19 protein-coding genes are annotated in these 21,777 nt (G+C 31.7%); 7 read left to right on the top strand and 12 right to left on the bottom strand.

Features of this window, described 5'->3' with window-relative positions; all coding sequences use genetic code 11:
• The first annotated feature begins 38 nt into the window (after positions 1-38).
• Positions 39-3,779, top strand: coding sequence for a DUF7149 domain-containing protein (locus tag AC4FRF_RS06500; protein ID WP_491158677.1), 3,741 nt, complete (start codon positions 39-41; stop codon positions 3,777-3,779).
• Here the strand turns inward: AC4FRF_RS06500 and AC4FRF_RS06495 are convergent.
• Complete coding sequence (locus tag AC4FRF_RS06495) at positions 3,763-4,434, bottom strand: TaqI-like C-terminal specificity domain-containing protein (protein ID WP_491158676.1); 672 nt, start codon at positions 4,432-4,434, stop codon at positions 3,763-3,765. The two genes, AC4FRF_RS06500 and AC4FRF_RS06495, sit on opposite strands and share 17 nt — an antisense overlap.
• Positions 4,435-4,438: 4 nt before the next feature.
• On the opposite strand from AC4FRF_RS06495, the gene AC4FRF_RS06490 reads away from it, so the two are divergent.
• The gene (locus AC4FRF_RS06490; RefSeq protein ID WP_491158674.1) at positions 4,439-5,041 is read left to right on the top strand and encodes a master DNA invertase Mpi family serine-type recombinase; all 603 of its coding nucleotides are present in this window, start codon (positions 4,439-4,441) and stop codon (positions 5,039-5,041) included.
• A gap of 56 nt (positions 5,042-5,097) precedes the next feature.
• Here AC4FRF_RS06490 and AC4FRF_RS06485 read toward each other — a convergent pair whose 3' ends face one another.
• The 3 genes from AC4FRF_RS06485 to AC4FRF_RS06475 form a co-directional block, all read right to left on the bottom strand.
• Entirely contained in the window at positions 5,098-5,601 is a 504-nt protein-coding gene (locus AC4FRF_RS06485; protein ID WP_491158673.1) for a conjugal transfer protein TraD, read from the bottom strand.
• Positions 5,602-5,733: 132 nt separating this feature from the next.
• Positions 5,734-6,171 (bottom strand): DUF3408 domain-containing protein, encoded by a 438-nt coding sequence (locus tag AC4FRF_RS06480; RefSeq protein WP_491158672.1) that lies wholly within the window; start codon positions 6,169-6,171, stop codon positions 5,734-5,736.
• Between the two features lie 3 nt (positions 6,172-6,174).
• The gene (locus AC4FRF_RS06475; protein ID WP_491158671.1) at positions 6,175-6,942 is read right to left on the bottom strand and encodes a ParA family protein; all 768 of its coding nucleotides are present in this window, start codon (positions 6,940-6,942) and stop codon (positions 6,175-6,177) included.
• 668 nt (positions 6,943-7,610) lie between these two features.
• Between AC4FRF_RS06475 and mobA the strand changes: the two genes are divergently transcribed.
• Positions 7,611-8,054 carry a conjugal transfer protein MobA gene (gene mobA, locus AC4FRF_RS06470; RefSeq protein ID WP_491158854.1) on the top strand — a complete coding sequence of 148 codons (444 nt, stop codon included), beginning with the start codon at positions 7,611-7,613 and terminating at the stop codon, positions 8,052-8,054.
• 158 nt (positions 8,055-8,212) lie between these two features.
• Here the strand turns inward: mobA and AC4FRF_RS06465 are convergent, their stop codons facing one another.
• A complete protein-coding gene (locus tag AC4FRF_RS06465; protein ID WP_491158670.1) occupies positions 8,213-10,639 on the bottom strand; it encodes a DEAD/DEAH box helicase family protein in 2,427 nt (808 codons plus the stop codon).
• A gap of 6 nt (positions 10,640-10,645) precedes the next feature.
• Entirely contained in the window at positions 10,646-11,401 is a 756-nt protein-coding gene (locus AC4FRF_RS06460; protein WP_491158669.1) for a hypothetical protein, read from the bottom strand.
• A gap of 254 nt (positions 11,402-11,655) precedes the next feature.
• On the opposite strand from AC4FRF_RS06460, the gene mobB reads away from it, so the two are divergent.
• The gene (gene mobB / locus AC4FRF_RS06455) at positions 11,656-12,966 is read left to right on the top strand and encodes a conjugal transfer protein MobB (RefSeq protein WP_491158668.1); all 1,311 of its coding nucleotides are present in this window, start codon (positions 11,656-11,658) and stop codon (positions 12,964-12,966) included.
• 110 nt (positions 12,967-13,076) lie between these two features.
• Entirely contained in the window at positions 13,077-15,077 is a 2,001-nt protein-coding gene (mobC, locus tag AC4FRF_RS06450; RefSeq protein ID WP_491158667.1) for a conjugal transfer protein MobC, read from the top strand.
• An 86-nt stretch (positions 15,078-15,163) separates the two neighbouring features.
• On the opposite strand, the gene AC4FRF_RS06445 is transcribed toward mobC, so the two are convergent.
• Positions 15,164-15,295: a hypothetical protein gene (locus tag AC4FRF_RS06445; RefSeq protein ID WP_262493886.1), complete on the bottom strand. Its 132-nt coding sequence runs from the start codon at positions 15,293-15,295 to the stop codon at positions 15,164-15,166.
• A gap of 205 nt (positions 15,296-15,500) precedes the next feature.
• On the opposite strand from AC4FRF_RS06445, the gene AC4FRF_RS06440 reads away from it, so the two are divergent.
• A complete protein-coding gene (locus tag AC4FRF_RS06440) occupies positions 15,501-15,677 on the top strand; it encodes a histone H1 (RefSeq protein ID WP_055091131.1) in 177 nt (58 codons plus the stop codon).
• A 114-nt stretch (positions 15,678-15,791) separates the two neighbouring features.
• Here the strand turns inward: AC4FRF_RS06440 and AC4FRF_RS06435 are convergent, their stop codons facing one another.
• The 4 genes from AC4FRF_RS06435 to AC4FRF_RS06420 all read right to left on the bottom strand — a co-directional run bounded on the left by AC4FRF_RS06435 (position 15,792) and on the right by AC4FRF_RS06420 (position 20,828).
• A complete protein-coding gene (locus AC4FRF_RS06435) occupies positions 15,792-17,873 on the bottom strand; it encodes a type IA DNA topoisomerase (RefSeq protein ID WP_491158666.1) in 2,082 nt (693 codons plus the stop codon).
• Between the two features lie 20 nt (positions 17,874-17,893).
• Complete coding sequence (locus AC4FRF_RS06430; RefSeq protein WP_491158665.1) at positions 17,894-19,327, bottom strand: DUF3945 domain-containing protein; 1,434 nt, start codon at positions 19,325-19,327, stop codon at positions 17,894-17,896.
• 99 nt (positions 19,328-19,426) lie between these two features.
• Positions 19,427-19,720, bottom strand: coding sequence for a helix-turn-helix domain-containing protein (locus AC4FRF_RS06425; protein WP_491158664.1), 294 nt, complete (start codon positions 19,718-19,720; stop codon positions 19,427-19,429).
• 262 nt (positions 19,721-19,982) lie between these two features.
• The gene (locus AC4FRF_RS06420) at positions 19,983-20,828 is read right to left on the bottom strand and encodes an RteC domain-containing protein (RefSeq protein WP_491158663.1); all 846 of its coding nucleotides are present in this window, start codon (positions 20,826-20,828) and stop codon (positions 19,983-19,985) included.
• A gap of 523 nt (positions 20,829-21,351) precedes the next feature.
• Here AC4FRF_RS06420 and AC4FRF_RS06415 point away from each other — a divergent pair.
• Complete coding sequence (locus AC4FRF_RS06415; protein ID WP_491158856.1) at positions 21,352-21,558, top strand: hypothetical protein; 207 nt, start codon at positions 21,352-21,354, stop codon at positions 21,556-21,558.
• Here AC4FRF_RS06415 and AC4FRF_RS06410 read toward each other — a convergent pair.
• Positions 21,533-21,769 carry a transposase gene (locus AC4FRF_RS06410; RefSeq protein WP_491158662.1) on the bottom strand — a complete coding sequence of 79 codons (237 nt, stop codon included), beginning with the start codon at positions 21,767-21,769 and terminating at the stop codon, positions 21,533-21,535. The genes AC4FRF_RS06415 and AC4FRF_RS06410 overlap by 26 nt on opposite strands.
• Positions 21,770-21,777: the final 8 nt, after the last annotated feature.

Here is a 21,777-nt window from a genome sequence, read left to right as displayed (position 1 = left end):
ACTTTACAATATAAAAAATTAGTGCAATTTCAATTAATATGAATAATCAACTACTACAGCCAAGAAAAGCTTTAAATAAAGCCTTCCTAAAAATCAAACCTATTCGTTCTCAAATTGAAAATTTCAAAACCAATTTGATTAAGATTCTAGATGCTATAAATGAAAAGGAAAGTGAAGAGTTTCATAAAAACTTAGTTATTGATTTTCTAAAAAAAACATACTACGACCCTGACTATTTTGTAAATACCAAAGGACGCAATGATTTAGTAATTCATAACGGAAAAGATGCCAAAACTAATGTAGGGGTTATTATAGAAGCTAAAAGTACCATAAACAAATCTGAAATGATTACCGTTGATAACCTTAATGGTAAAGCATTACAGGAATTAATATTGTATTATATGAGAGAGCGTATTACTCATAAAAATACTGAATTAAAACATCTTGTCGTTACCAATATATATGAATGGTTTATTTTTGATGCTCAACTATTCAATAAATTATTTGCTGAAAACAAATCATTTACAAAACAATTTATTGATTTTGAAGAAGGTAGAGCATCAGGTAATACTACTGACTACTTCTATAAAGAAATTGCAAAACCATTTATTGAATCCATCGCAAATAAAATTGAATTTACCTATTTTGACATTCGTAAATACGAGAAACCGCTTCGAAATGAAGATAAAGAAGATGACAAAAAACTTGTTGCCTTATTCAAAATACTTTCTCCTGAAAATTTACTAAAATTATCTTTTACCAACGACAGCAATACATTAGACAAAAACTTTTATAGTGAACTACTCCATATCATTGGTTTAACCGAAGTAAAAGAAGGCGGTAAAAAACTTATTGAGCGACAAAAACAAGGCAGTCGAAATTCAGGTTCATTATTGGAAAATGCAATCATTCAACTCGATAGTCTGGATAAAATATCCCGTTTACAAAATGTAAAGCAATATGGAAACACCTATGAGGAACGTTTATTTACAGTAGCCTTAGAGCTTACAATCACTTGGGTAAATCGAATTTTATTTTTGAAATTACTCGAAGCACAACTCATAACCTATCATAAAAAAGATAAAAGTTATTCGTTCTTGAATAGCAATTTGATTACAGATTACGATAATTTAAACAGCTTGTTTTTTCAAGTTTTAGCAAAAAAACCTGAAGACAGGAATGAGAGAGTCAAAACTATATTTGCCAAAGTACCATATCTAAATAGCTCATTATTTGAACCTACCAACTTAGAACACGAAACCTTATTTATTTCACAACTCGAGGACCATATTCCTTTAAAATTACTGCCATCAACTGTCATTAAAGATACTAATGGCAAAAAAGAAACGGGAACAAAAGATTCACTAAATTATTTTTTCTCATTTTTAGATGCTTATGATTTTGCAAGCGAAGGAAGTGAAGATATTGAAGAAGATAATAAAACCTTAATAAATGCTTCTGTTCTTGGGTTAATATTTGAAAAAATAAATGGCTATAAAGACGGTTCATTCTTTACACCTAGTTTCATCACAATGTATATGTGTAAAGAAACAATTAGAAGGTCAGTAGTGCAAAAATTCAACGAAACTAAAGATTGGAATTGCATCACATTTGAGGAACTATACGATAAAATTGAAAATAGAAAAGAAGCAAATAATATCATTAACAGCCTAAAAATTTGCGATCCTGCTGTGGGTTCTGGACATTTTTTAGTATCTGCTTTGAACGAAATTATTGCTATTAAAAATGATTTAAGAATATTACAAGACACTAAAGGTAGCAGACTCAAAGAATACCATTTTGAGGTAGTTAATGACGAATTAATTGTTACTGATGAAGATGCTGTACCATTTCAATATAACCCAAAAAATAAAGAAAGTCAACGCATACAAGAAACACTATTTCACGAAAAGCAAACTATTATTGAAAACTGTCTATTTGGTGTAGATTTGAACCCAAATTCTGTAAAGATTTGTCGTTTGCGATTGTGGATAGAGCTACTTAAAAATGCATATTATAGAACAGGAACTAACGAACTAGAAACATTACCAAATATTGATATTAATATTAAATGTGGAAACTCTTTAATTTCTCGTTTCGAATTGGATGCCGATTTGAAAAAAGCATTAAAACAAAGCAAATGGAATATTGAAAGTTACAAACTTGCCGTTGACACCTATCGTAATGCCGAAAATAAAGAGCAAAAACGAGAAATGGAACGTTTAATCGCCGACATAAAAGGAAATTTCAGAAGCGAAATAAACAGTAATGATCCCAAAAAGTTAAAGTATGAAAAGAAAAAAGGGGAACTCTATAATTACACCCAACAAACTGGACTTTTTGAGCGAAGCAAAAAAGAGCAAACTGCTTGGAACAAAATTGTAAATACATTAACTGTCGAAATAAAAACACTTGAAACCGAAATAGAGGAAATAAAAAGTAATAAGGTTTATGAAAATGCTTTTGAATGGCGTTTTGAGTTCCCTGATGTTTTGAATAATAATGGAGATTTTGAAGGATTTGATGCTATTATTGGGAACCCGCCTTACATTCAATTACAAAAAATGGGGACTGATGGTGCTTTTTTGGAAAAAATGAATTTTGAAACCTACACAAAAACTGGAGATATTTATAGTTTATTTTATGAATTAGGTTTCAATATATTACGCAAAAATGGTTTACTAACATTTATAACCTCAAACAAATGGATGCGTGCTGCCTACGGAGAAAGTCTTAGAAAATATTTTATCGAAAAAACAAATCCTATTTTGCTTCTTGATTTTGGTGGAGTACAAGTATTTGATTCTGCAACAGTAGATACAAATATATTTATTGGAAGTAAGTCAAATTACAAAAATCCAACGAATGCATGTAGACTAAATAAAGATTTTAATTCTGAATTCTTTGAAGATTTTGTCAAAAGTAATTCAACGCCAACTTATTTTAAAAATGAAAGCTGGGTAGTTTTATCTTCTATCGAAAATAAAATAAAAGCAAAAATAGAAAAAATAGGAACTCCATTAAAAGAATGGGATATTCAAATAAATTATGGTATAAAAACAGGATATAATGAAGCTTTTATTATTGATAGAAAGAAAAGAGATGAACTAATAAAAGAAGATCCAAAAAGTGTCGAAATTATTAGACCGATTTTACGTGGCAGGGATATTAAACGCTATTCTTATGAATTTGCTGATTTGTGGTTGATTAATACTCATAATGGCATAAAAGAAAAAGGCATAAAACCTGTAGATATTGATAACTATCCAATTATTAAAAAACATTTAGACAAGTTTTATCCTCAATTAGAGAAACGTACTGATAAAGGAGATTCTCCCTACAACTTGAGAAACTGTGCTTATATGGAGGATTTTTCTAAACAGAAAATTATATGGATTGAATTAGCTGACAAAGGACGTTTTGCAATGGACATTTCTAATAATTTTTTAGCTCTTAATGGGACATTCATCATGACTGGCAATGACTTAGAATTTATTTGTGCCATTTTGAATAATCCCATCACAAGTTGGCATTTTAACACTTTCTGCATAAGTTCTGGTGTTGGTACAAATCAATGGCGAGAATTGTATGTTAGAAATCTTTTAATTCCTAATGTGTCAGTCGAAAAAAAAATAGAAATCATAAAATTAACAAAGAGTTTGATTGTCTTAGAAAATTCAAATGAAAAATATACAAAAGAAGTTAATGAATTAAATATTTTGATATACAGTTTATTTGATTTAGCAGATGATGAAATCGAATTTATTCAATCTCAATAAAGCCTATTTCTTTTCTTTCATTTTCTGACAAAGAATATAATTCGAAAATTTTTTGGTCAATTTCCATTTCAAATTTTCTAGTTGATTGTTGGATCATTTTTAATTTTTGAACTTCTTCAACTAAATTCTTGAAATCTAAATTTATTTCATTTGACACTTTAATAACAGGAATTTTATCAAGAAAAATTTTTCTTATTTCTCTAGTTCCTCCTTGTAATTCAGGAAAGTTGTCAATAAAACAATATTTAAAAATAGACGAATTTAAAAAGGCATTCAAAAAATATAAATTTTCCCCTGTAATCATAAACGATTTATCATTTTGCATAAATTCTTTATTGTCTAAGTAAAATGGTAAAAATTTTGTCATATTCGGATACATTATTTTCTGTTTAGAAAAATCCTCCCAATAACCTATACTGTCTTGCGTTTCAAACCATTTATTGTTACTTTTTTTTCTAGCTCCTAAATCACCTGTTTGCTTCAATCTATCATAACCAAAGCTTAACAAATGTCGTTTCACAGAAGGGTAATTTTCTATATCTATCTTCAAACTTGGAAAAGTTGTAATTAAATAAATCTCAGCAAATTCATAAGAATAGCGCTTAATATCTCGTCCTCTCAAAATCGGTCTTTTAAAATACCCTATTTTTATCAAAAAAATGATATACGGTTACATTAGGGTTAGTACAGACAAACAAACAGTAGAAAATCAAAGATTTGAAATCAATCAATTTGCCATTAAAAACAATTTAGTTATCGAAAAATGGATTGAAGAAACTATTTCAGGTACAAAAGAAGTTAATAAAAGGACATTGGGTAAACTTCTAAAAAAGACAAAAAAAGATGATATTCTAATATGTTCAGAGTTATCAAGACTCGGGAGATCATTATTTATGATTATGGAAGTTTTAAACTTTTGTATGAAAAAAGAAGTTAAGATATGGACGATAAAAGATAATTACAGATTAGGAGAAGATATTCAATCAAAAGTATTGGCATTTGCATTTGGTTTGTCAGCAGAAATAGAAAGAAACTTAATTTCTCAACGTACCAAAGAAGCACTAGCACGAAAAAAATCCGAAGGAGTGACATTGGGGAGGCCAATAGGCCGTAAATCATCTAAAGTCAAACTATCTGGAAAAGAATTACAAATTCAAAAATTACTTAATAAAGAGGTCTCTTATAGTGCAATAGGACGAATATTAGGTGTAAATAGAATTACGGTTTCTAAATTTGCTAAAGAAAGAATACACCTAGATTAAGCGAGTGTCTCATTCGTTACTTTATTTAAGATTCTTTTAAAAAGATATTGGGGAGTTCACACAAACTCCCCAATATCAAAATCCTCGAAATCATTTTTCCGCAAAGTGGAAGAACTGGTTTCTGTTTCAGAAGAAAGGCTACTGTCTAATAGCTCGGCTATTTTACGGGAAGCACTTTCCATAGAATTTTCCAGTAGGTCGAATAATTCGGTTCCTTGTATTTTCTGAACTATAGCTATTGCTTTTTCCTTTTGAGAGGGCTCCAAATTTTCTTTTTGCAGCAGCATCCCAACGGAGCTTAGTTCTTCAAAGGTAACGCCTTGGGCAAAACCGTTATCACCATCGGAGATTCCATAACTATTCCATTCTTCTGCCTCGTCCTCAAAATCAGGTATAATTCCAGAAACTTCGTCCAGCTCTTCCAGCGGAATTTGACTCTCGATATCTTGATCATCAATTTCAATGTCAAAATTATCCGTTTTATCTTCCTGCTTTTTCTTTTGACTTTCATTGGCATTGTTTGGCACTGAAAGGCTTCTTAGTGTTTTGGGCTGCCCCATGATATCGGGCAGCTTTGGGTTCTTTTTTTTCTGCGTTGGCTTTTGCTCCTTCCCTATTTTGATAACAATCTTATCCTGCAAAAGCAGAGCAATTACAATCAGTAAACATATTACAATTACTATTTCCATGGCTTATAAAATAGGTTTGTACTTATCATTAAAACTCTTGGTTATCTGCTCACCAAATTCCTGAAAATGATAGCTCAACAAATTATCCAAATATGCATAAATAGTGATCTTATCTTCTCCAATCACTTGAACAATTCGGGACAGTTTCTCGTGAAAATCAGGTCTGATATACACTGTTTTTCCATCTCGTGCATTGGTGTCCGGTCTTTTGAAAAAAATGCTTTCATAATCCGGTTCACTTATCTTTTTGGTTCTGGTCTTTTCTTTAATTTCTAATTTCTCAGGTGGCAATTCTTTAGGCTTACTATCTTCCTTTTGTGGTTCTTGAGTCGATTCTGATGGGAACTGTAAACCTTCCTTTTTTATGCCATCGACCATCAGATTCATCATCAACTCCTCGTTAATTTCAGGAGTGTTTTTTCTCTTATTATCTTTCTCCATAAACTATAATTGAATGATTTTTAAAAATTCATTTACAAATAAATCTAACTGACAGGCCTTCATCAAACGTTCATCTGGAGGCATAACAGTAGAGCGAAATACGGTTTTGCTATTCTCTTCACTTTCTTTACGAAAACGGGTACTATTCTTAACTTGGCTTTGCATCAGGCTCAAACCCAATTGTGCAATAAGTTGGTTATAAACGTCATATAAGGGAGTACTTTCCCTGCCATCCACCTGATTCCAAAACAGATTAATGGTTTCTATAGAAGTTGCTCCTTTTTTCATAATCACATCCTGTAAAAGCTGGTTAAAAACGAGTGTGCTTTCCATTACCAAACGGTCAGCCGTAATAGGCGTAAAAATGTGATGCATTCCTGCCAATGTTTTGAGTATTCCTGGAGTATTTACTGTTCCAGGAAGATCGAAGAATATAACATCAATAGGTACTGAAGAGGAATTCAAAAATTCGTGAGCTGCATCCAATACACTTTCCGCTTTATACTGCATAATCGGATAAGCTTTTTTGTTAATGGTGGTAAATTGTTTGTATGCCAACTTTTTTAAATGCTCATTTTCCATTACCATAGCCAGATCACGGGATTTCATTTTCATTAAACTGTGTTGTGGAAAATCGGCATCAAATACCGCAACATTGTAGCCCAATCGATAGTGCATTGTACTGGCAATAAGTGCTGTGAATGTACTTTTTCCGACACCGCCCTTTTGAGAAGAAAAAGCGATAAATACTGTTTTGTGTTTTGCATTCATAATTTCAACTGTTTTAATTATTTATATATCCAATTACTTATATGTGTATTTCAGCAGTTACCTACTCACCACTGCACATAGGTTTATCTCTCTGTACAACATTATTTAGTTAGGCAAATACTTATCAAACTGTTTAGCTATCTAAATATGTCCTTATATCCGTAAGCAGAAAAGTAACGACTTACTCATTTATCTATTTAAATTCATATAGCTGTACTTTTCTATGCTACTATCTATGCCATTATGTTGTTACCTCCGTACCTACTTATATCCATATGTTTATTTATAAGTATAAAGAAATACAGCTATGTATTTGCTTTTATTCTCTTGGTAGTAATTGGCATTTACTGGCAATTCTTGGCTACTCTTCACACTATAATGATTCTGTATTCAATCATTTACTTTGTATAAAACACCAACCAGATAAATGGATGGAAAGATTAAATCAATATTTGGACAGCAACTGGAACGGCGTTAAGCTGTTTTTCCCTGCTTTATTAAATCCGGTTCCGCCGACAGGCGGACGGATTATCTGTTCACCAGAACAGAGCAAGTTGTGTTTTGAGGCACTCGAAATGAATTCCGTGCCTCAAAACAACTTGCCCTTGCAGGGAGCTAAAAACATCCTCCGAAGTCGGTGTTTTGTAAAATTTACAAATGGATTAGTGATGAATGAACAACAGAACAATAAACAGCACAAAAGCGGTAGAAATCCTAAAAAGAATCCCAGCATTCATCGTTATGTTTTCCGTTTGACAGACGAAGAAAATGCTAAATTTCTTTCCCTTTATGAAGCTTCAGGAGTTGACAACAAAGCTCATTTTATCACTTCTGTTCTGTTTGAAAGGCAAATAAAAACCGTAAAAATTGATATGGCTGCAATGGATTACTACATGCGATTAACCACTTTATATGCTCAGTTTCGTGCTGTTGGTGTTAATTACAATCAAATAGTGAAGATATTATACCGCAATTTTTCCGAAAAAAAAGCTGCGGCTTATCTGTTTAAATTAGAGAAACAAACAGCGGAATTAGCTAAATTATGCCGTGACATAATACAGTTGACCGAGGAATTTGAAGCAAAACATTTGATTAAAAATGAGAAAAAATGATAGCAAAAATTGGTCGTGGAGCAAATACTATTAGAGTTATTTCCTATAAAAAATCAAAATAGATAGAAGGAATGGCAACTTTTTCGCTAATACTTTTATGACCATTTTTTTGCTTTAAATTAATAATAGTCAAATCTTCCTTGAAATTAGTTGATTAATTAATTTAAAAACCGTTCGATTTCAAATCTATAGAAGTCATTAACTGAGTTTTTGTATACTTCAAATTCAGGTCTTGATCTCAAATTATTATAATCATCAAAGTATAGGTATTGCAATTGATTGTCACTTTCGAGTCTAGAAATCAAGCTTACACTTAAACCAATTTTTGAAAGGTCGATTTTATATTGGTTAGTTGTCCCATAAATATATTTATTATAATCATCAAGTGAGATTAGTTTATAATCATATAACATAATTATAAATTTATTAAGTTTAAAACTAATAAAATCGTCTTCCATTTTTAGCTTGATGATTGCTAGATTGATCATTTCAGTATCAGTCTTTTTGCCAAGATTAACATAGAGTTTTGGTTCCTTTGGATCTTCCGTTCTGCCCACTTCGCCGTATGTTTTTCCAAAAAATGTCAATGGATTTCTATCTTTAATACGTTTTTTGAAATAATTAAACATATGATTGACGTTTTCCTTTAAAGCTTTTTTTTGGTTTACTGTAATATGATAGTCATAATATGTGCGAGCTTGAGGATATTGAAGTCGTTTAAATTCGGCATCTTTTACATCAGCATTATTTATGAATACATAATTAATCTTACCCAACATATCTAATGTATTCCAGACAGGGTTAATTTTTACGTTTTCTAACCGCTTGTCCAAGATTTGACAAATTATGTCAAGATCCTCGTAAAAGTGTGATATCCCTGATTCGATAAGATATTGTTTAACTCTTTCAAAAGACGTTTGAGGAACTTTTGTTAGAAATGATTCATCGTCTCTTACCTGATCATATAATGTCTTTTTACGTTCTCTCTCACTCTTTGTTAATTTATTTAAATCGAAAGTCTCGAGTGTCGGATTGTGAATTACATCTTTAAAAATGCGACTACGCAACAAGCTAATCTTTGCCGCCATCTTTCCATCTTTTCTATTAAAAAGTTCGCTATTAACAAAATGAACTGTGGGCAGAAGTTTATTAAGATCATTCTTTGATGATGAAAAAATGGTATTGAGCCTGTTAACTCTACCAATAAGATTTGTTAATTCCTTTCCTCTCAACGAATATGTATTTAAAATATAAAGATTGTCGATTGGTAAATTCATTCCCTCTAATATGACAGAATTTGCAATAATGTATTTTATTTCTACTAAATCTTTAAACTTACTTTCAAGATATTCTTTTATAAGATCAGGAAGTTTGCCGTGTAAATAAACAACTCCATGTTTTAAATAGTCTACAGCATAGAATTTTTCATGTACCTCTTGCTTCAAAATTTTAATCAATTGGTTTATAGCTTCTGAGTTACCAATTTCAGACAAATGTCTTGCTAACTCTTTCGCAGCCAACTCTATACTTATAGGACGATAATTGTATAAAAAATTCTTTTTAGCAGTTGTTGAATTGATATAAACAAACATATCCTTAAATTGTCCGACGTGGTAATGTTCGTTAACGAACCTATTATATTTGGTTACATTTCCATCACTACAAAACTCATATATTTCTGGTTCTTTGATGTTAAACGGTATTTTATGTTGATTAATACTTTGCTCTTGTGCAATTTTTAAGCTATGAGCATCCTCAATAAGAGGTGATAAATAAACTACATTTTGATTAGGATTAAGCACACGGTTTTTCGCTAAAAGTCTCGAAAGTAAAATACTTCGAGGATCATCTTTTAAGATATTATGTGCCTCGTCAATAAAAAGGACATTAAAATGAATGTCATTTTTGCTTAAGAGTCGTAAAGCCCGTTCTTGTGTAAAGATTGCTATAATAGAATTTTGACCTTGAAACATCTCATCGTGAATGATAATTTTTTTTCCAAGATTAGCATTTCTAATCATCCGATATGTTTGCATCAGCAACGATTTTGTTGGTACAATTATTCCAATTTTGTTGTTTAAACCGGTATATTTTTTTATGTAGTCCACAATTACCGAACTCTTACCAAATGATGTCGGAGCAATATAACTTACCTCCAAAGTCTGATCAGCAAGTAGCTGTCTTTTACTATTGAATTGATGTACAGTTTCTATATATTCCTCATGTCTATAGCGTTCCAATTCAATTCCAATACAACAATCTTCTAAGGATTCCTCCCTTAAAAGACCATCATCCAAAATGGCCTTAGCCACAGGGTAATAACCAAAATTGGTAGAAAAATCATAAAGGGGAGCATAATCTTTATATTGTGTACTGTATTTTAGCACTATATAGTATGCGAACTCTGCATAGCTGGTGTATCTGTTGTCCTGCTCATAATGTTTTAAAAAAATGATAGCACAGCCTAATATATAAACAATTTCCTCATGGATCAATTCACTACCAATCGTTAATTTTTCCATTATAGTTTGGAAAGCCTCAATTTTATTGATATCTGTAAGCGCTGTTTTTTCGGTTTGATTCATGAATAACTAAGGTGTTGTCAAATATTGCCAAAAAAGTTCTAGGGATTTTTTTGTCACGCAGACAATTTTGATTTTTTTAAAATTGAATTTCGAGATAGCTTCCTCAATCTCTATTTCTAAAGCAGTAGCATCAGTAGCATTCCAAATTCCATTTAAGAAAATTGTAGAGCCTGGAATTATGTTAAAATCATCAATCTTATGATAAACTTTGTTATCAAATTCAGTGGTAAACTTTTTAATGTTTGCTCTGACGCCCACGTTGGCACCTACATCAATATGAGATGCATGGTTGTAAGCCTCTCGCCATGGATTATTCTTGACATCCCCAGCTAGTTTTGCTTTTAAATCATTGTAAGATTCTTTTACTTTTGAACTATGTGAAATTCCTGGTGTTGAAATTAAACCAGACTTGCTCTCTAGAATCCATTCCTCGGCATTATGAAAATAATAACCGTCAAAACCTTTTTTTATGGAATTTTCTTCTAAATTAAAAAATAGAAATTGTGGTTCAAAACCAGCTTCATTTAAATATAAGTGGATAAAAAATTCTGCTATTGCTCCCATTTCAAGGGTCTTGCCTTTTTTTGGAGTGAGATAATTAACTACCCTTTGCTTTACTCCATTTAAATCAACTGAAACATTTCCTTCACATATTTTAATGAACTTATTATCTAAAACAGTTTTTAAAGTTGTATCGATATTTTCAATATCGATAACACATAAATCACTGCCACATTTCATTTTTTTAATAGTTGATTTCAATTCTGTAGCTGGATTAAAAATATTAGAAAGTTACTTATGTTATTCGTAAAAATAGTAATAAAAATAACACAATCTATTTATAACTAAATAAAAAACAACATCTATCCAATTAAATCCATTCTATTATCAAGTATCTTTTGGACAAATAGAGTCATCAGATACATTATTAAAAAGTAAAAAAAATCTATTGCTTAACTTAAAAAAGTTTCTAAAAAAGGTTGTAAGACTGCTAAATAATTAAAATACATTTAAAAATGATAGCAAAAATTGGTCGCGGAGCAAATATTATTGGAGCACTTTCTTATAACCAACTCAAAGTTGATAAGGAAAACGGGGAAATATTGACAACTCATAGAATACGGGAAACAATCAACGGAAATTATACTGTTGCCCAATTGTATCACTCATTTGAACCTTATCTAATTGCAAACAAACGAACCGAAAAACCCGTATTACATATTTCTCTCAACCCTGATCCAAGAGACAAAGTAAGTGATGAAGATTTCAAACAAATAGCAAAAGATTATATGGAACGCATGGGTTATGGAGATCAGCCTTATGTTGTTTTTAAACATACCGATATTGAACGAACTCATATTCACATTGTATCGACCTGTGTAGGCCGTAACGGTAAAAAACTTCCTGACAACTATGAAAAATTTCGCTCTATGGATGCTTGCCGTGCATTAGAACAAGAATACAAACTAATAGCTGCAACGGAAAAAAAATGTAACCCAAAAGAAGAACTATTCAGACCAATTGACTACCGGGCAACTAATATAAAAAGCCAAATAGCCTCAGTAGTCCGATATTTACCCAAATACTATCACTATCAAGGTTTAGGAACTTACAATGCCTTACTTTCTCTTTTTAACATTACAGCTGAAGAAGTAAAAGGTGAGCTACACGGACAAGCTAAACATGGATTAGTCTATTTTGCAATGAATGAACAGGGAGAAAAAGCAAGTAACCCATTTAAGGCATCTCGCTTTGGTAAACATGCAGGACTGGATGCTTTACAAAAACATTTCGAGCAATCGAAAGAAAAAATGAAAGTAGAACCAGCAAAAGAAATCCTAAAAAAGACAATCGAAATTGCAATCCATACCACTACCGACGAAACCGATTTCAAGAAACAACTATTAGAACAAGGTGTTAATACAGTTATTCGAAGAAATGACCAAGGACGTATTTACGGAATAACTTTCATAGACCATGAATCCCGTAGCGTTTGGAACGGATCTCAACTGGGTAAAAGTCTTTCTGCAAATATTTTTAATGATTGCTGGAATGAAAAAATAACACAAAAACATCAAGATGAAATACATGACAATATGAAGACTACATATCCCGAAAGTACTAACAATACAAAACCAGAAACCGAAAAACCACATTCTCTTTTTGACTTTCTAAATAAAGATCAATCAACCCAAACTAATACTGATTTTGGTTTTATGGAAAGCCTTGCATGTCTATTACCAAAAGTTCAGGGAGAGGATTATGAAGAACTGACCTTCGCTAACCAAATGAAGAAAAAACGCAGAAAAAATGGCAATAAGAAATAGATTTTCAGTTTTACAAAGACAACTAATTCCAATAAAAGCCATTTGAATACCTTCATTAAAAATGTTTTACTTAACTCCTAAATTCAAGAAAACTTTTAAATTATTAAAAAATGCAAGGAGAAGACGATTTAAGAGGACTAGCCAAAATAATGGCTTTTATGCGTGCAGTAAGTATACTTTTAATGCTCATGCACTTTTACTGGTTTTGTTACAGCTTTTTTTTAGAACGAGGTTGGACTTTACAAGTCATAAATAAGATACTCGGTAATTTCCAGCGAACAGCAAATCTATTTTCCTATACGTTTTACAGCAAGATTTTTTCTTTGATTTTACTGGCATTAAGTTGTTTAGGAACCAAAGGAGTGAAAAACGAAAAAATTACCTGGACCAAAATCTACATCGCCTTAATAATCGGCGTTGTTTTTTTCTTTCTAAATACACCACTACTTCAATTATCCATTGGAATTGCAGCTTCTTTATATATCCTAACAAGCTCGATAGGCTACATTGCCCTAATGATGGCTGGTGTATGGATTAGTCGTTTACTCCGTTCAAATCTCATGGATGATGTATTTAATAACGAGAACGAAAGTTTCATGCAGGAAACTAAATTAATGGAAAATGAATATTCTGTCAACTTACGGACCAAATTTTATTACAAGGGCAAATGGAACGAAGGATGGATAAACGTTGTGAATCCTTTCAGGGCATCCATAGTGTTAGGTACACCCGGATCAGGGAAGAGTTATGCCATTATCAATAATTACATCAAGCAACATATTGAAAAAGGATTTTCGATGTACATCTATGATTTCAAATTCGATGATCTTTCGACCATAGCCTATAACCATTTGCTAAAACATACCGATAAATATAAGGTTAAACCAAAATTCTATATTATCAATTTTGATGACCCAAGAAGAAGCCACCGTTGTAATCCCATCAATCCAAATTTTATGACGGACATATCCGATGCCTACGAATCAGCCTATACTATTATGCTTAATCTCAACAGAAGTTGGATACAAAAACAGGGAGACTTTTTTGTGGAATCTCCAATAATCCTGTTAGCAGCTATCATCTGGTTCTTGAAAATATATGACAAAGGAAAATACTGTACGTTTCCTCATGCTATTGAATTGCTCAACAAGAAATATGTAGATGTATTTACTATCCTGACTTCCTACCCAGATCTCGAAAACTACCTATCCCCTTTTATGGATGCTTGGCAAGGTGGCGCACAGGATCAATTGCAAGGACAAATAGCTTCCGCTAAAATTCCTTTGTCCAGAATGATTTCACCTCAGCTTTATTGGGTAATGACGGGTGATGATTTTTCTTTGGATATCAATAATCCAAATGAACCCAAAATACTTTGTGTTGGAAATAATCCGGATAGACAAAATATCTATTCTGCGGCACTTGGCTTATACAATTCAAGGATTATAAAGCTCATCAATAAGAAAGGACAATTAAAGAGTTCTGTTATTATTGATGAGTTGCCAACCATCTATTTCAGAGGATTAGACAACCTGATAGCCACTGCCAGAAGTAATAAGGTAGCGGTTTGTTTGGGCTTTCAAGATTATTCCCAATTAACACGCGATTACGGTGACAAAGAAAGTAAAGTTATTCAAAACACCGTGGGTAATATCTTTAGTGGACAGGTGGTTGGAGAAACCGCCAAAAGCTTATCAGAACGCTTTGGGAAAGTGTTGCAGAAAAGGCAAAGTATGACCATTAATCGAAACGACAAATCAACATCGATATCTACACAACTGGACAGCCTAATCCCAGCTTCAAAAATTTCCACACTAACACAAGGAATGTTTGTGGGGGCAGTTTCAGACAACTTTGATGAACGTATTGAACAGAAAATTTTCCATTCCGAAATTGTAGTGGACAATGAAAATGTAGCTTCAGAAACCAAGGCTTACAAAAAGATACCTGAGATTTTATCTTTCATTGATGAAAATGGTGAGGATAAAATGAAAGTTGAAATAGAAACGAATTACAGACAAATAAAACGTGATATTGTTCTGATTATCGAAAGTGAATTGGAACGCATTAAAAATGATCCTGATTTACAGCATTTGGTACAGGAAGAATAAAAGCCACTTCTTTTTGAAATGGCTATATGTCTTATTAAGAGTTATAAACTTATCAATTTTCATCCTTTTAGGAAGAATGCCTAAAATTACTTTTTACCTGAACTTTTAGATGGTTTAAGAGAAGGCGTATTCCCTGGCGTACTTTTATTATCACGCTGACGCTGATCTGGTTTTCCTGTTGAATCTGCTATTCTTTTGGGTCCTGGTTTAAGTGCCATAATTTAAAATTTTTATTGGTTATATATTCCAAATATAGTTAATTTCAAGATAAGAAAAAACACATTAATCTATTCTCTTTATTCCATACTTTCTGACTTGATAAAGTCTATATATGAATCAATGTTCAATAAATTTTTCCTTTGTCTGGAGTAAATTACACTTGTAATTATTATTTTTACTTCTTTCACTAAATAAAAATCTCTTATGAAAGAACTAATTGAAAAAATCGCTACAGAATTTGAAACATTCAAATCGGATGCAGAATTACAAACAGAAAAAGGAAATAAAGCAGCAGGAACAAGAGCTCGTAAAGCTTCTCTGGAAATAGAAAAGCTTTTAAAAGAATTCAGAAAAACTTCTTTGAACGAGTCCAAAAAATAAAATAAAAATGGCTGTCTCATACCTTGAAACAGCCATTTTTTTAAAGTTTTATAATTCGGAACAAAACCTAAAAGAATCAATGAATTAACACCTTTTTTTGAGTCAAAAAATTCTCTATTTGTTTTTTTTCTTTTCAGGAAAGGTAAAAGAGGTCTCCCCTTTTTCATTCATAATAATAAAAGCATCGAATTTTTTTCCTGGTTTACTAGCCATACCCCTAAGGAGATTAGTTTTGCCTTTAGTTATCAAAGTCTCCAAATCTAAAAGATTCAACTGTATACCACATATATTTCGGAACTGTACCCAATTACAGCTTTCGTCCAAACATTTTATCAATTTATCCCGAATCACTAATTTCTGCTTTTTACATTTTGGACAAATTAGTTCTGGATGTTTTTCGTTATCAATAGATAATGCAAGGATTTCTTGTGTTATAATCATAGTAAAGTCTTCCATTTCTTTTTGAAAATTTACAAAATCATCTTCATTGTTTTCAATCTTTTGCAAGGCTAATTCCCACTCGGCTGTCAAAGCTACATTGGCTATCTTTTTGTCTTTTACCAATTCGTAAACTCTTAATCCTTTTTCTGTAGGCACTAAAAATTTCTTATCTCGTTTGATATACTCTCTTTTAAAAAGTGTTTCGATAATTGCAGCCCTTGTTGCTGGAGTTCCAATGCCTATTTCTTTCAATACTTTTCGTTCTTGTTCACTTTGAATCTGATTGCCCGCATTTTCCATTACTCCCAATAAACTAGCTTCAGTATAAAGAACAGGTGGTTTGGTTTGTTTCTCCAAAACTTTCACTTCCTTTATCTTTAGCTCATCTCCAATTTTTAATTCCGGTAAATCTTGGACAGAAGCGTTTTCCTCATCTGTAAAGTTTCCTTTTACGAATCTCCAACCTGGATCTATAATTTTACACCCTTTTATTCCAAAATCATAATGTGCCACTTGCAAGACAACATCTGTTATTTCTTTTATACAAACAGGAGACACGGCTTCTAATAAACGATAGGCAATCATTTCATAAATGGCTTTTTCCTTTGCTGCTAAAGCCGAAGGTATCTTATCTGTTAATAATAAACCATGATGATCGGTTACTTTTAGGTCGTTAACGATACGTTTATTCAAACGTCCCCTTTTCATTTTAGGCACTATTTCTCTAAACTTATCCATTTCTTCTAATATTCCTATTAACTTAGGGATTTCTCCCCAAATATCTTCAGGAATATATTTACTCCCGGTACGTGGATAGCTAATAAATTTCTTCTCGTAGAGGCTTTGGGCAACAGTAAGAGTCTCGTTAGCAGACAGATTTAATTTGATATTGGCCTCCTTCTGCAAAGCTGCAAGGTCAAACAATAAAGGTGGTTGTTCATTAACTATTTTTGTTTCCACGGATGTAACTTTGGCTACTCCATGGCGCTGTATGAATTTCAATGTTTCTTCAGCCTGTTTATTATTATCCCATTTGATTACGGAAAAACTTTTAAAATCAATAAACTCCTTTCGATGTTCTAATTCAATTTGCCAATATTTCTTAATTGTGAATGCTTTATTTTCTATGAACCTTTTACAAATAAGTGCTAATGTTGGCGTTTGCACCCTCCCTAAAGAATAAATACCACTTCCGGCAGCAACTGTCAAAGCTTGTGAAGCATTAATACCTACTAACCAGTCTGCACGACTTCTTCCTAATGCTGCCAAATGTAAACCATCAAATTCCTTTCCCGGCTTCAAATTATCAAATCCATTAAGAATGGCTTTTTCTGTTAATGAGCTTATCCATAATCTCTCGAAGGGTTTGTCGCATTTTAGATATTCATAAATATAACGGAAAATCAATTCCCCCTCACGTCCGGCATCTGTGGCTACAATAATACTTTCACAGTTTTTTAAAAGCTGTTCAATGATTTTCAATTGTTTCAATGCTACTGTATCTGGAACATAGCCATCAGTTGTCTTGATTTTACGAGTGATTAATAAAAAAGGATTAGGTAATATCGGCAAGACTTCTTTTTGAAAACCACTAATACCATAATCCTCCGGCATTGCCAAGGTAACTAAATGTCCGAATGCCCAGGTTACCTGATAGCCATTCCCTATCAGATAACCTTCCTTCTTCTCAGTAGCTCTCAAAAGCGAGGCTATTTCCCTAGCCACACTTGGCTTTTCTGCAATTACTACTTTCATCGATTGAGTCTTTAGGGTAGTTATATTTTTCGACCTGTAGATTTCTTAGCTGCTTTGGGTTTATCCTGTTCTTGTTGTTGCTTTTTACTATCCGGGTTATTCTGTTCGGTTTTCAAAGGTTCTTTGATGTTCTTAGTAGCCTCATTCGTTTTACCCTCAGAATTAACAGCAATTTGTGTTTTACTTTCTTCTTTAGGTTGGGATTGGTCCTTCATTTTATTTGGATTATCAAAAGAAAAGTCTGTTTTTGCAGTTTCTTTATTGAATGTGATGTATCCCTGATATTCTTTCCCTTTCTTATCAATCAAGCCACTTACATATACTGTTTGCCCCTCTTTGAATTTTTGGTATTGCTGCTCATCAAGTTCTTTTCCACGAAATACGCGGGGTACATCCTGCTGTTGACTTTGAGACTGTTTATTATTATTATTATTAGCTCTATCAAAAAGGAATTCTACATAACATTTATCCGCATTGAATTGAACAGAAGCGCTGAAAGGTTCTCCTTTTTTAGAAATCATCCCTTCTAGATACAAAGGTTTACCTTCCATCAAAATCTGTTTTTGTTGCTCATCTAACTTTACTCCTTTTATTTCATCTGGAATTTTGATACGATCTGTACGAAGGGCAATCAATTCTTTAGTCAATCTATCCACACTTATAATAGAAGATATTGTTTCTCCAGTTTTGGGATTAGTCAAGTCAACCATTCGTCCCATATTTCCTGTACTTAGTAAATTTTCTTTATCTTCTTTGGTAAATTCATGACCAAAAAAAGGAAAGTTCAACTGAGGCTCTTTACGGATTCCGTGAATAGCAACAACCACCTGTCCGTCATCTCTAGTTTGCAAAGAAAGTCTGGCATCCATACGGGTGATGGAAGTTCCTAAATCAAGACTGATAGGAACCAATTCATTTGTCTTATAGCCTTTTAACAAGGGATCAAGTAGATTCATTTTTTCAAGGCGTTCTTTACTTAACCCTAAATTGGACATAGCATTCCAATCGATCTGTTCTAATTTAAAGCGATATTCGCTAGTTTCCGTTGTTGACTGCGTAGTTTCCATAATATTCTCATTTTTTTGTTTATAATCACTTTTTATCTCGTATTGTGTAAATAGTTTTTCTCCTGGTTTAGTAGGATTATCAACTTCTTTTTGCATTTTATTAGCTATATTAATTGCTTCATTAGCTGATACTTTAAAAAAAGTAAAATGTGTAGGATTCTTTAATTGGTGGAGAAAATTGGAAAAAAAATTAGAAAAAAAATCACCATGCTTATCAATACGCATAAACTGGCTTTCATTTTTCTTGTTGGCAGCTACTGTTTGTAGTTCTCCATTCTTCTTTGCTCCTTTAACTACTTCTATTTTCTTTTTTTTCTTGTCGAGTACCAACAAAATATCTGAAAACTGATCTGTAGCTCTTGGAACATCTATAGCTTCCTCGCTCATCACAATAACATTTTAAATTTACATACCCGAAAATAATGAGATGAAATAAAAGCTTATAACCAATGACTTTTACAGGCTTTGCTTGACACTTTTTGTCTTTCATTTTTTGAAAGGAGCTTTAAAACTATCACGTATAAATTGATGTACATCAGATAATTTGTAATACAGTTTTCCACTAATGGTATAATAGGGTAATTTTCCCGACGAACGATAACGTTGAAGTGATCTATTACTAATTTTCAACATCTGAAGGAGATCTTGATTGTCTAGTAATTCTTCTCCGTCAATATTATTCCGTTTCTTTTGAACATCATTTATATGTTCATTCAAGATATCAAAGCGATCCATAATTCGCTCCATCCATGCTATAAATTCCATTCTGTCTATATTCATAACTTTTACTTTAAAAAAATTACACAATTACTTATGATAGCTGTACAAATTTGGAAAGTATTATGATAATGAAATGCCAAGTCTTACCAATTGAAAATGACGATTTTTATTTTTTACAAAAGAGTATAACTAGCTGAAAATAAAGCTTTTATTAATTACAAAACAAGAGCAAAGGGACAAAATATTTATTTGCCAATTGGTATTTATTGCATAAAAAAACAGCGTGGTAAAACGCTGTTTTTACAAGTAAGTTGTAATTCAATTATAAATTTTTATCCATATATTCTTCTAAAGAAATTTTAAGTTTATCTAGAAAAACAGTCTTAGAACCTGTTCTCTCTTTCATACGATGAAACGCATGATGAATATCTCCCAAGGGAGTACGAAACAAAATATGAAAAGCAAGACTAATTTTTCGAATTCCAATTTTACCATGTGAAATAGCGCCTGATACATATAAAGCATAAATGAGTTCGATAAGTGCATTTTTAGAATCTGTCCAAAAAATATCTTTTACCGATTCAGGATTTTGCAAAATAAAATTTGAATTTTGATCTGGATTTGTTTTCGCCAACAGATACGTATAAAGCAGTTCATTAGCTATTATTCGAGCAATTTTATAATCATAATAAGTCGAAAAACTAGTATCTATTTCAAAGACAAAACTATTAAGTCCATTATGATAATTTATTTTTCCAAGCATGAAAAATTCATTATCCTTATCTGTCCTTCCAGAACGATAATATCTATGAAAATCTGAATTGCAAATATGCTCATTGTATTCTTGTTTCAATTCTTCTAATTCATTTGAAAAAAAAGCAAAATACATTTTTCCATCATTTACAGGGCAGGAAGTTTCAATTCTAAATACTTTGTTGTAATAAATTAGCTTACCTAGTATTTGAGGTTTGATATTTTTAAAAAAATTAATCTCTTCAGAATCATCTTTAAAACCATCTTTTAAAATTTTATTTTTTATTTCAAACAACAATTCCCTTAAATAGTTACTTACTTTATAGGATTCCTCTATTAAATTAGTAGTTTCTTCAGAAACTTTTTTCTCATACCTTTTTATCTCGGTTAGTATACCATCGAAAGAGCTTTTCATTGTATTTTGTTTTAATCTCTTAAAAAATAGCCTATACAAAACAAATCAATTTTAATTAATGTAAAATATCAATTCAAAATAGATACAAAATGAGATACTAAACAGCTATCTTATTAAAAAATTATTAGACTTTTTTACTTAATCTATTATAGAAAATGATTTTAGCGATCCTTTTTCCTTTAATCAAACAATATATTGTTAAACTTACAATTCCCAATAAAAAACATATATATTGCACTAAAGTAAATAAATTCTTAAATAAAAACTAAATCGTAAACAAATACTTATAAACAAAAATTGTTTATTAAATCTAAATAAAAAACCATTCTCTTATATCAAATAGTTGAATCTAAATAATATTCTTTTTGACTTTCTAGTAATTTAAGCGAGCTGTCTGCATTAAAATCAGGATAGTTTTTTTAAAGGCATTTATATATTTGCTTATTCCATAAAAATGGAAAAATAATAAAAACCAAACTGGATTATTTCCGTTTTATATAATTAACCCCAAATAGCTTTTTTAATGAAAAAATTTATTCTGTGTACCTCTTTAATTCTTTCCCTTTCTGTTCATGCTTTTCAAATTGATCCTCCAAAGGTGACTCAAAAAGAAACAAAACTTAAAACTCCCTTTGGAACCTCTAAGATTAAAACCCCTGATTTTAGTAAATGTGCCAAAACGGGTCAAGTCCAAAAGTTGGGGATTATGCAAAAAGTTGCGTTAATCTGAACAGGAAGAAATCTATTTTCCTGACACCTCTAAACTGTCTTCTAAAAGCTTTTATTTTTGCGTTAAAAGATTCTGCTGAAGCATTAGTACTTCTGCTGTCAAAATAATTTAGAATTGACTGGTAATTAAATGTTATGGTGTTAAGAACAATATTGAAGTTTTTAAATCCCGATTCTTCTACTTTTCTGTACCAATGAGCCAGTTTAGTCATAGCAATAC

The sequence above is a fragment of the Flavobacterium sp. ST-158 genome, assembly GCF_058309975.1.
Note: the sequence above shows the minus strand (reverse complement) of the source record. Positions and strands in the feature narration are given on the sequence as shown.

Excerpts from the sequence above, each read along its gene's own strand:
- AC4FRF_RS06500 (WP_491158677.1), top strand. The coding sequence starts at position 39 with ATGAATAATCAACTACTACAGCCAAGAAAAGCTTTAAATAAAGCCTTC.
- AC4FRF_RS06490 (WP_491158674.1), top strand. The coding sequence starts at position 4,439 with ATGATATACGGTTACATTAGGGTTAGTACAGACAAACAAACAGTAGAA.
- AC4FRF_RS06485 (WP_491158673.1), bottom strand. The coding sequence starts at position 5,601 with ATGGGGCAGCCCAAAACACTAAGAAGCCTTTCAGTGCCAAACAATGCC.
- AC4FRF_RS06480 (WP_491158672.1), bottom strand. The coding sequence starts at position 6,171 with ATGGAGAAAGATAATAAGAGAAAAAACACTCCTGAAATTAACGAGGAG.
- AC4FRF_RS06475 (WP_491158671.1), bottom strand. The coding sequence starts at position 6,942 with ATGAATGCAAAACACAAAACAGTATTTATCGCTTTTTCTTCTCAAAAG.
- mobA (WP_491158854.1), top strand. The coding sequence starts at position 7,611 with ATGAATGAACAACAGAACAATAAACAGCACAAAAGCGGTAGAAATCCT.
- AC4FRF_RS06465 (WP_491158670.1), bottom strand. The coding sequence starts at position 10,639 with ATGAATCAAACCGAAAAAACAGCGCTTACAGATATCAATAAAATTGAG.
- mobB (WP_491158668.1), top strand. The coding sequence starts at position 11,656 with ATGATAGCAAAAATTGGTCGCGGAGCAAATATTATTGGAGCACTTTCT.
- mobC (WP_491158667.1), top strand. The coding sequence starts at position 13,077 with ATGCAAGGAGAAGACGATTTAAGAGGACTAGCCAAAATAATGGCTTTT.
- AC4FRF_RS06445 (WP_262493886.1), bottom strand. The coding sequence starts at position 15,295 with ATGGCACTTAAACCAGGACCCAAAAGAATAGCAGATTCAACAGGAAAA.
- AC4FRF_RS06440 (WP_055091131.1), top strand. The coding sequence starts at position 15,501 with ATGAAAGAACTAATTGAAAAAATCGCTACAGAATTTGAAACATTCAAA.
- AC4FRF_RS06435 (WP_491158666.1), bottom strand. The coding sequence starts at position 17,873 with ATGAAAGTAGTAATTGCAGAAAAGCCAAGTGTGGCTAGGGAAATAGCC.
- AC4FRF_RS06430 (WP_491158665.1), bottom strand. The coding sequence starts at position 19,327 with ATGAGCGAGGAAGCTATAGATGTTCCAAGAGCTACAGATCAGTTTTCA.
- AC4FRF_RS06425 (WP_491158664.1), bottom strand. The coding sequence starts at position 19,720 with ATGAATATAGACAGAATGGAATTTATAGCATGGATGGAGCGAATTATG.
- AC4FRF_RS06420 (WP_491158663.1), bottom strand. The coding sequence starts at position 20,828 with ATGAAAAGCTCTTTCGATGGTATACTAACCGAGATAAAAAGGTATGAG.
- AC4FRF_RS06415 (WP_491158856.1), top strand. The coding sequence starts at position 21,352 with ATGAAAAAATTTATTCTGTGTACCTCTTTAATTCTTTCCCTTTCTGTT.
- AC4FRF_RS06410 (WP_491158662.1), bottom strand. The coding sequence starts at position 21,769 with ATGACTAAACTGGCTCATTGGTACAGAAAAGTAGAAGAATCGGGATTT.